8 protein-coding genes are annotated in these 7,142 nt (G+C 61.5%); 2 read left to right on the top strand and 6 right to left on the bottom strand.

The window, feature by feature from the left end; genetic code table 11:
* Positions 1-212: 212 nt before the first annotated feature.
* The 4 genes from GGD67_RS34130 to GGD67_RS39830 all read right to left on the bottom strand — a co-directional run bounded on the left by GGD67_RS34130 (position 213) and on the right by GGD67_RS39830 (position 3,245).
* Positions 213-824 (bottom strand): cupin domain-containing protein, encoded by a 612-nt coding sequence (locus GGD67_RS34130; RefSeq protein WP_245283266.1) that lies wholly within the window; start codon positions 822-824, stop codon positions 213-215.
* Between the two features lie 73 nt (positions 825-897).
* The gene (locus GGD67_RS34125; protein WP_179738894.1) at positions 898-1,512 is read right to left on the bottom strand and encodes an RNA ligase family protein; all 615 of its coding nucleotides are present in this window, start codon (positions 1,510-1,512) and stop codon (positions 898-900) included.
* A 1,055-nt stretch (positions 1,513-2,567) separates the two neighbouring features.
* The gene (locus GGD67_RS34120; protein ID WP_179738892.1) at positions 2,568-2,933 is read right to left on the bottom strand and encodes a hypothetical protein; all 366 of its coding nucleotides are present in this window, start codon (positions 2,931-2,933) and stop codon (positions 2,568-2,570) included.
* Positions 2,934-3,116: 183 nt separating this feature from the next.
* Positions 3,117-3,245, bottom strand: a complete 129-nt coding sequence (locus GGD67_RS39830) for a hypothetical protein (RefSeq protein WP_283814170.1) — start codon at positions 3,243-3,245, stop codon at positions 3,117-3,119.
* Between the two features lie 504 nt (positions 3,246-3,749).
* Here GGD67_RS39830 and GGD67_RS34115 point away from each other — a divergent pair.
* Positions 3,750-4,625 (top strand): outer membrane protein, encoded by an 876-nt coding sequence (locus GGD67_RS34115; RefSeq protein ID WP_179738890.1) that lies wholly within the window; start codon positions 3,750-3,752, stop codon positions 4,623-4,625.
* A gap of 28 nt (positions 4,626-4,653) precedes the next feature.
* Here the strand turns inward: GGD67_RS34115 and GGD67_RS34110 are convergent, their stop codons facing one another.
* A complete protein-coding gene (locus GGD67_RS34110; protein WP_246784364.1) occupies positions 4,654-5,238 on the bottom strand; it encodes a TetR/AcrR family transcriptional regulator in 585 nt (194 codons plus the stop codon).
* A gap of 163 nt (positions 5,239-5,401) precedes the next feature.
* On the opposite strand from GGD67_RS34110, the gene GGD67_RS34105 reads away from it, so the two are divergent.
* Positions 5,402-6,367, top strand: a complete 966-nt coding sequence (locus GGD67_RS34105) for an alpha/beta hydrolase fold domain-containing protein (RefSeq protein WP_179738886.1) — start codon at positions 5,402-5,404, stop codon at positions 6,365-6,367.
* Positions 6,368-6,506: 139 nt separating this feature from the next.
* Here the strand turns inward: GGD67_RS34105 and GGD67_RS34100 are convergent, their stop codons facing one another.
* Positions 6,507-6,746, bottom strand: coding sequence for a hypothetical protein (locus GGD67_RS34100; RefSeq protein ID WP_092257446.1), 240 nt, complete (start codon positions 6,744-6,746; stop codon positions 6,507-6,509).
* Positions 6,747-7,142 lie beyond the last annotated feature (396 nt).

The following is a 7,142-nucleotide window of genomic DNA, read 5'->3' as shown; positions in this document are numbered from 1 at the left end:
TCATTCCAGCCCCCCGCAAATCGTGCGGGAATCATATCGCGCGAATCACATCAAGCGCAGCGTTTTCACACAGCCAGGGTCACAAGCGGCCCTCAGCGAGCATCCCCGTGAAGGTCCGCTAAGGGCCAACAGCCCACATCGCGCCGGTGTCGGAATGACGAAAGAGGCCACCCGATTGAGGTGGCCTCTTTTTATGCTTCGGCGCTTCGTTTTTACTTCTTGCGCGGATCGTCGGCTGGATCGATGAACACAATGCCCCCCGGCCCGGTGAATACAATTTGGACCATCGTTTCTTCGTTTGTCGTCCATACATAGTGGGGGTGCTTCGCCGGCAGCGTGAAGACGGAGCCCGGCTTCAATATCTCGCCTTTCGAGGGATCAAACTTTTCCCCCATGGCGTTCCCAAAGCTGCCACTCATCACGGTGACGACCTCGGCATAGGGATGAGTATGCGGCGGAACTTTATAATTCGGCGGGAATTTGACCCGCTGGACGATCGTCTCGGCCTTTGTTAGGTCACCGATCAAGAGGGCGGTTTGCGCGCCCCTGAAGACCGGATGCTCTATCCACGTCAACCCATCGGGCTTGACCACCTTCATCGCATCTTGAGCCATCGCAGAACTTGCCAACGCGATCAAAATGGCACCGGCAAAGGACTTGTTCATCCAAACCTCCTCCCAAATATTGCGGAGCTGGAAGGTCCAACAGGATACTACAAAAATACTCAGACTGAACCGCTTAAATTCATTTTCGGAAGGGCTTGAATCGCCCATGGCAAACCAAGTCCGAATTGGGTCATGAGCAGCCGTCAGGCGAACGATCATGTGACGTTCGGTCCTCTCCAGACAGCTGACATGACCGCGGCTTTCCCGTGTTCAGATCGGGACCACTACCGCATCAAACGGAAGGGCTATTGAGGGCGTCCATCACCCGCGACATCGCGGGATGCGTCCGGTTCTTGACCTTGATCCAGTCCTTGGAGCGACCGCTGCTATAGCGCCGATCGCGACGCTTGGAGACCAGCCCCTCGAGGCCCATGCGAACCGCGGCGCGATAGAGCTCGCTCCCGATCTCGCCTGCCTCGAATGGCGCAACGAACATGCCGTCAGGCCGGCCGCGCAGCAAGCGCGCCAGGTTGCTCTTGCGCAGCGAGAGGGGCAGGGGCCGCAGATCTTCGCCGCCGCGCACAAGGATATCGAAGGCGTAAAGCTGCACCCCGTCATCATGCCGACGCGAATGCAGGGCGTTGAAGTCGGAGACGCCGTCGACGCCGAGCACCACGGCCTCTCCGTCGACGACGAAGTGCCGCTCGCGGTTCTTCAGCGCGGCCTGGACGATCCAGGGGTAGCGCTTGGTCCAATCCGTACCGTTGCGAGAGAGGAGGCGCACCCGCTCGTTCTGCCGAATGACCAGCATTCGGTAGCCGTCGTACTTTACCTCGTGGATCCAGTCAGGCCCTGAAGGGACGTGCTTGGCGGCGGTAGCCAAGCAGAGCTCGTACGTCATACGCATGGACCGAAAATAAGACTTCCCGCTCAATTTGCGAGATCGGGAACAAGTGGCAATCGGGCGAATTGTCTCTCTGCTCCGGCCATCCTAAGCCCCCCTGAAGCCGGAGCAGACCCCAATGGCCTCAGCTGCCGCCCCAGCTGAGGCCGCCCTTTTGAGGCCGCTCCGGTATCGCGCTAGCGTGGGCCTCGGTCGGTTGCAGAAAGTGGCTTCTCCGCGGCCGAAGAAGTAAGCGAGCGTAGGATTTGTTCGGCTTGCTCCTTTGTCAAATTGGCTGCCCAGGCGGTCCCTATCAGTGTCGGGCCCTTGCGTACTCGATCGTAAACCATCCAACCCTTGCCGCCCATTCGAACGAAATATCGGCTCTGCGCCGGAATGTTATCAGTCAATGCAGCATGCTCCCAACCAATATGCCCAGCAAGCTAAGGGAGGGCATTCACCTTTGTACCTTCATTCGCAAATGTGAATCTCGTCGGGAGAAAGTGGCAGTGTCTCGTTTTTGTCGCTAACCTTGTGCGATACGTGAGTCGGGGGGATTCATGGATCGGAAGCCTCTTGAGAGCATGTCTCTCGAAGAGCTGTGGCGACTCCACACCGTCGTCAATGATGTTTTGGCGGAGAAGCTTGCGGCGAAGAAGCAAGAGCTAGAACGACGACTGGAGCTGCTCAACCGAGAAGGCAAAGCTCCCCATTAAGGCGGTCGCAATCGGCTCGCCGTTTCACGCTGGCGGACCTAGCCGGCTGGGAGAGTCATTGCCGGCGCGAACCGTTCTGAGAATGTTGCGGCCTTTGCATCCCTCGCGGCAGAAAGAGCAGCGGAAATAAACGTGGAACATCCGATGGTCGCCAGCGCCAGGAGAGCCGTACCGAAAATCAGGCTACGCATTTGAGCCTCCCGCAACGGTCGTTACCGTCGCAGTATCGGATTGCATTGTTTCAGCTTCGCTTCGTTGGAGGCCTCAATTGGCTTCGTACACGCGGCCGTGAATGGCATGTTCGCCCCGCGCGCCGGCCGGCCGCGGCGCATTTCGCCGAGCCCACAGGCCTGCCTTCAGATGTCATCGGGCAGCGCCGCGCAGGGGCAGGGCGAGCTGCAGGTCAAATCGTCGCGTCGCGTTGGCGTTGATGAAATCCTGCAGAGCCGGCGAGATCTCGGCGTCGGAGTTGGCGGCGCGCTCGGCCAGCGCGTCGGCAAGGTCGGACGTCGCGTCGCGGGACCAGCCCTCGATCGCATTGAAGCGCACGATCCGAAGCGGATAGGCATATTGGCCGGAGAGGATGTCCTGTAGGACGGTCTCGAGATCGGTGTCGGCCTCGTCGGTCTCACGCCATGCGCACCCGGCACCCGCGCCGAAATCCTCAAGCACCAGGTAGATGTCGCGGTCGAGGCGATCGGCCGGCACGATCGAGGGCGAGGAACGCATACGCATACTCCGATACAAAAGCAGCGGAGAGACGGCCCCGGCTCGCAGGGGCGCTAGGGGGGTATGGGCCGGGGTCCGCTCCGCCAGCTCGGCGGCAAGCCAGCGAGACTCTTAATCTCATCCCCGGGCCTTCGTTCCTGGGAAGCCAGCGCGATCGGCTCGTCGAACTCGCCGGCGCTCCCGTCATGCGCCCTTATGCCAGGGACGGCTGCGGTCGGCGTCGGTCACGCGCGCCTGCTTGATCTCGTCGTAACTGAGGTCCGATTGCAAAGCCGCCCAAGCGGATCGGAACGCCATCTTGGCCGCGTCCATGCTGGCGGCGTGGCCGCGATGGGCACTCCGCTGCGGCACGTTGGGCAGAAAGCATGACAGGACCAATCGGCGCCGCCGCCGACGGCAGTGGTTCTGAAAATGCGGCCGATGTGAAGATCGTCCCAGATCACGACATAGTAGCAAAGTGTGTATCAAGCACAGCCACGCTCGGCCGTTCGCTGGCGCCGTGCGCAGCCTCCCGATCGGTTTACAATTTCGGTAAAAGACCCTGTCTTTGCAAACCGAAGCCGCTCCGTCGTTTCCAAAAATTCTCCCGTAGAAGCAACGATCTGCCGTCGCCTGGGAGACTAGGGGTCGGAGGTTCAAATCCTCTCGCTCCGACCATTTTTCAAAGAATCAAATTCCTTTTCGGCCGGGTTTACCGCGGGCCGCACGTTTCCGCTTGGGTTGCAACGTTCCGCGAGTGTTGCCCTGGCGTCACAGCGTGCAGCGTCAACATGATTTAAGAATTTCGGGCGCGTTGGAATCGCGGAGGGGCGTCCCGTGAGAAGAGCACTGGCTGCTGTAGCAGTCTTGGCGAGTGTCGCGTCGGGGGCGGAAGCTGCTGACCAAAGCCCCGCACTTTTCACGAAAGCGCGCACGGCTGACTCCAGCCCAAGCTGGACGGGATTTTATGTAGGCGGCAACGTTGGTGGCGCATGGGCAAACCGGTCCGTGGGTTTTACGAGTGACGCCGCTTCCGCTTTCCTTTTCAATCCCGGAGTCCCGCTTGTAGCTCCGTTTGCGGGACAGGTTGCTCTCAGCCCTCACGATTTTTCGATGAATGGTGTAACGGGGGGCCTGCAAGCGGGCTACAATTGGCAGCTGGGCGGCCAATGGCTCGTCGGCGTTGAAGGCGACTTGAGCGCATCCAGCTTGCGCGGAAGCGGTCGCGAAACGGTGCCGATTCTGCCCCCAGCTTTCACACAGACCATCTCGGCCGAGCAAAAGATTGATTGGTGGGGGAGTATTCGTGGGCGCTTTGGGGCGCTGGTCTCGCCCAGCGTTCTTCTGTATGGGACCGGCGGCTTCGCTTTTGGTCGGGTGGCCACATTTGACGACTACATCGTAAACGGACCGCCTGCAGGATTCAGTATCTCCGTCGGCGGCACTTCATTTGCTTGTACAACGGGATTGACCTGCCTTATGGGGAGCAATTCCCGCATTCAGGCTGGCTGGACGGTGGGTGGAGGCGGCGAATGGCGCTTTGCGCCTCGCTGGAGCTTCAAGGCCGAATATCTCTACGTCGACCTCGGCAAATCGTCAGTGACGGCCACCGCACTCGCAACGGGCATTGGCCCGACCCTGTCCAAATACACGGCGAATTTCGGCCGGGCGGATTTCCACGTGGCGCGAGTGGGCGTGAACTATCACTTTTGAGCCTGGATCAGATCTCTCTAAGGGCCGCCTACCTCAAATACCCCACCACCATCCGCGTCGTCTCGTCGACCAGCGTCCGCACCATCTTCTCCGACAGCATTTCGGGTCCGTTCAGCACCGTGTTGTGCGCGACCGCCTCGATCGAACTGACGCAGACGAAGGTTGCGACGTCGAGGTCGATCTTGCGCATCTCCTTGCGGCGGCTTTCGAGATAGGTACGCACGAGGTCATGGACCTCGCGGTTGAAGGCTTCGACGTCTTTGAGCTGGCCGGTGCGGGGGATCTGCTCGGCGAGCACCCGGTGCAGTTTCGGGTCGATGCGGTGGGCTTCGATTGCGATGGTGACGAGCTTTCGCACCGCCTTGTCGATCGGTAGGTCGGCGACTTCCGCGAGCGCGGTGCGGACGAGGCCCATGATCTCCTCGTTGTGACGGTCGATCACGGCGGCGACGAGCGCTTCCTTGCTCGGAAAATACTGGTAGAGCGAGCCGACGCTGACGCCGGCGATCTCGGCGATGCGGTTTGTGCTGGCCTTCTCGAAACCGTCGCGGACCAGAATGCGAGCAGTCGCCTCGACCAGCGCGTCGACGGTGGCGCGTGAGCGCGCCTGCAAAGCGTTTTTCCGGGGTTTTGTCGGCGGCGTGCGCGCCATGGGCTTTGCGATCCGAATGCGAGTAGGAAAAGCGAGCGAATGCTCGCATTATACGCGCATATGGCGACCTGTCGGCAAGCCTCTTCGTCGCCATATGGATGCCCAGCCAGGCGGAGAACTGACCATGAGCGTCGCAAGGATCGTGTCGGCCCTGCAGTTTTGTCCAGATCTTTGCGCACCTCGGAATCGCGAGCCCGGGCCGAGCCTGCAGAGCCGCGGCTTCAACGCGCTGCTCGCCCTGCTGCCCTACAAGCAGCAGCTGGCATCAGCCGAAGCGGTGCAGGCGCATGTGCAGAAGCTCGCCTTGCAGCCGGCTTCGTTCGAGCCGCCGAACCTGGGGCGCGACGTCGAGGTGACGCTGACGAAGATGGGCGGTTGGCCGGTCTATTACACCGCGCCGGCGTCGGGACATGAGGGCTGCAACTTCGTGATGTTCCTGCACGGCGGCGGCTACATCAACGAGATCGTGCCGGCGCATTGGCGCCTCATAGGCCAGATAACGCGCAAGGCGAACGTCGTGTGCGTCGTGCCGATCTATCCGCTGGCACCGCGCGCCACCGCGAAGGATGTCGTGCCGGCGACGGCCGAGCTGTTGCGCATGCTGCTGGAAGACGCCGGGTCTGCGAAGGTCACGGTAGCAGGCAACTCGGCCGGCGCAGGGCTCGCACTCGCGGCGTGCCAATGGCTGCGCGATCGCGGGCATCGGCAGCCGGACCAGATGATGCTGATCTCGCCCGCGGCCGATGCCTCGGTCAGCCGTCCGGAGCAGATCGAGATCGCAAAGCGCGATCCGATCCAGGACATTCCGGGCATCGTCGAGGCCGGGCGACTCTACGCCGGCGAGCTCGATATCGGCCATCCCTTCGTCAGTCCGCTCAACGGTACCTTCCGTGCACTGGCGCCGATGACGATCTTCGCAGGGACGCGCGATCTGCTTTACCCCGACAGCGTCGATCTCGCCGAGCGGGCGAGGGCGGTGGGCGTGCCGGTCGAGCTGCATCTGCTGCGTGACCAGCCGCACAATTACGCGCTGATGCCGACCCCGGAGGGGCGCAAGGCGCGGGCGCTCATCATGCGCGCGGTGGCGTGATGGGAGAAGCGTGTGACCGTGGTCACAGGGCGCGCGCCGCCTCGCTGGGGCTTGGCGCTGGCAGTGCCCGCGAAGGGACAAGCGGCCCCCGGGCGTTTCCTCGTATCCGTCGTCTTCGGATCAGTAGTTTTGCGGGGCCTTAGGCGTGGCCCTTGATCTCGTAATGGCCGGGCACGCATTTGTACCGATCCAGGCGCCAATTGGCGTGATAGATCGGATGCTCGCCCATCCATTTCGCCAAAGGCGCCTGTGCGCCGATCGCACATTGCATCAACGACATCTCGGGCGTCATGTTGCTGTCGGTCACGATTTCCTCGATGCAACTGCCTGAGCTGGCTGCACTCAGCCGGCAGAGCACGGCAACGACGGTCACGAACATTCCTGTCACCTCATCGGTAGTTTCAGACCACGAAGAGGATGCAAGCGGAGTGCCAGAGCCTGTGACACGCAAACAACACGCTGGCCTGGCCGACTCGACCCAGCGTCCGGAGTCCATTTGACGATTCGGATTGTAAAAAAATTACCCATAAACCGAAGCCGGACAAATACGGGAACCGGGCACTTTTGCCCCAACTGTGGCAGCAGCGCCGCGGACGCTCCCGCGCAACGGCCGGGCTATCGCGGGTGCTTCCGGCGACGATTGAGCAAGCGCCTCGTCCTTCGAGACGACCGCTTCGCGGTCTCCTCTCATCTGCAACGACAGCGTGGCGACTGCAGGCCAATAGTCCGCACGCCGAAATAATTGATGCCGAAGATTGCTTCGCCGATCCGCTTT

Origin of the sequence: Bradyrhizobium sp. IAR9, from assembly GCF_013408065.1 — a bacterium.
Taxonomy (GTDB): domain Bacteria; phylum Pseudomonadota; class Alphaproteobacteria; order Rhizobiales; family Xanthobacteraceae; genus Bradyrhizobium.
Note: the sequence above shows the minus strand (reverse complement) of the source record. Positions and strands in the feature narration are given on the sequence as shown.

Excerpts from the sequence above, each read along its gene's own strand:
- GGD67_RS34125 (WP_179738894.1), bottom strand. The coding sequence starts at position 1,512 with ATGCGTATGACGTACGAGCTCTGCTTGGCTACCGCCGCCAAGCACGTC.
- GGD67_RS34130 (WP_245283266.1), bottom strand. The coding sequence starts at position 824 with ATGATCGTTCGCCTGACGGCTGCTCATGACCCAATTCGGACTTGGTTT.
- GGD67_RS34100 (WP_092257446.1), bottom strand. The coding sequence starts at position 6,746 with ATGTTCGTGACCGTCGTTGCCGTGCTCTGCCGGCTGAGTGCAGCCAGC.
- GGD67_RS34120 (WP_179738892.1), bottom strand. The coding sequence starts at position 2,933 with ATGCGTTCCTCGCCCTCGATCGTGCCGGCCGATCGCCTCGACCGCGAC.
- GGD67_RS39830 (WP_283814170.1), bottom strand. The coding sequence starts at position 3,245 with ATGGACGCGGCCAAGATGGCGTTCCGATCCGCTTGGGCGGCTTTGCAA.
- GGD67_RS34105 (WP_179738886.1), top strand. The coding sequence starts at position 5,402 with ATGAGCGTCGCAAGGATCGTGTCGGCCCTGCAGTTTTGTCCAGATCTT.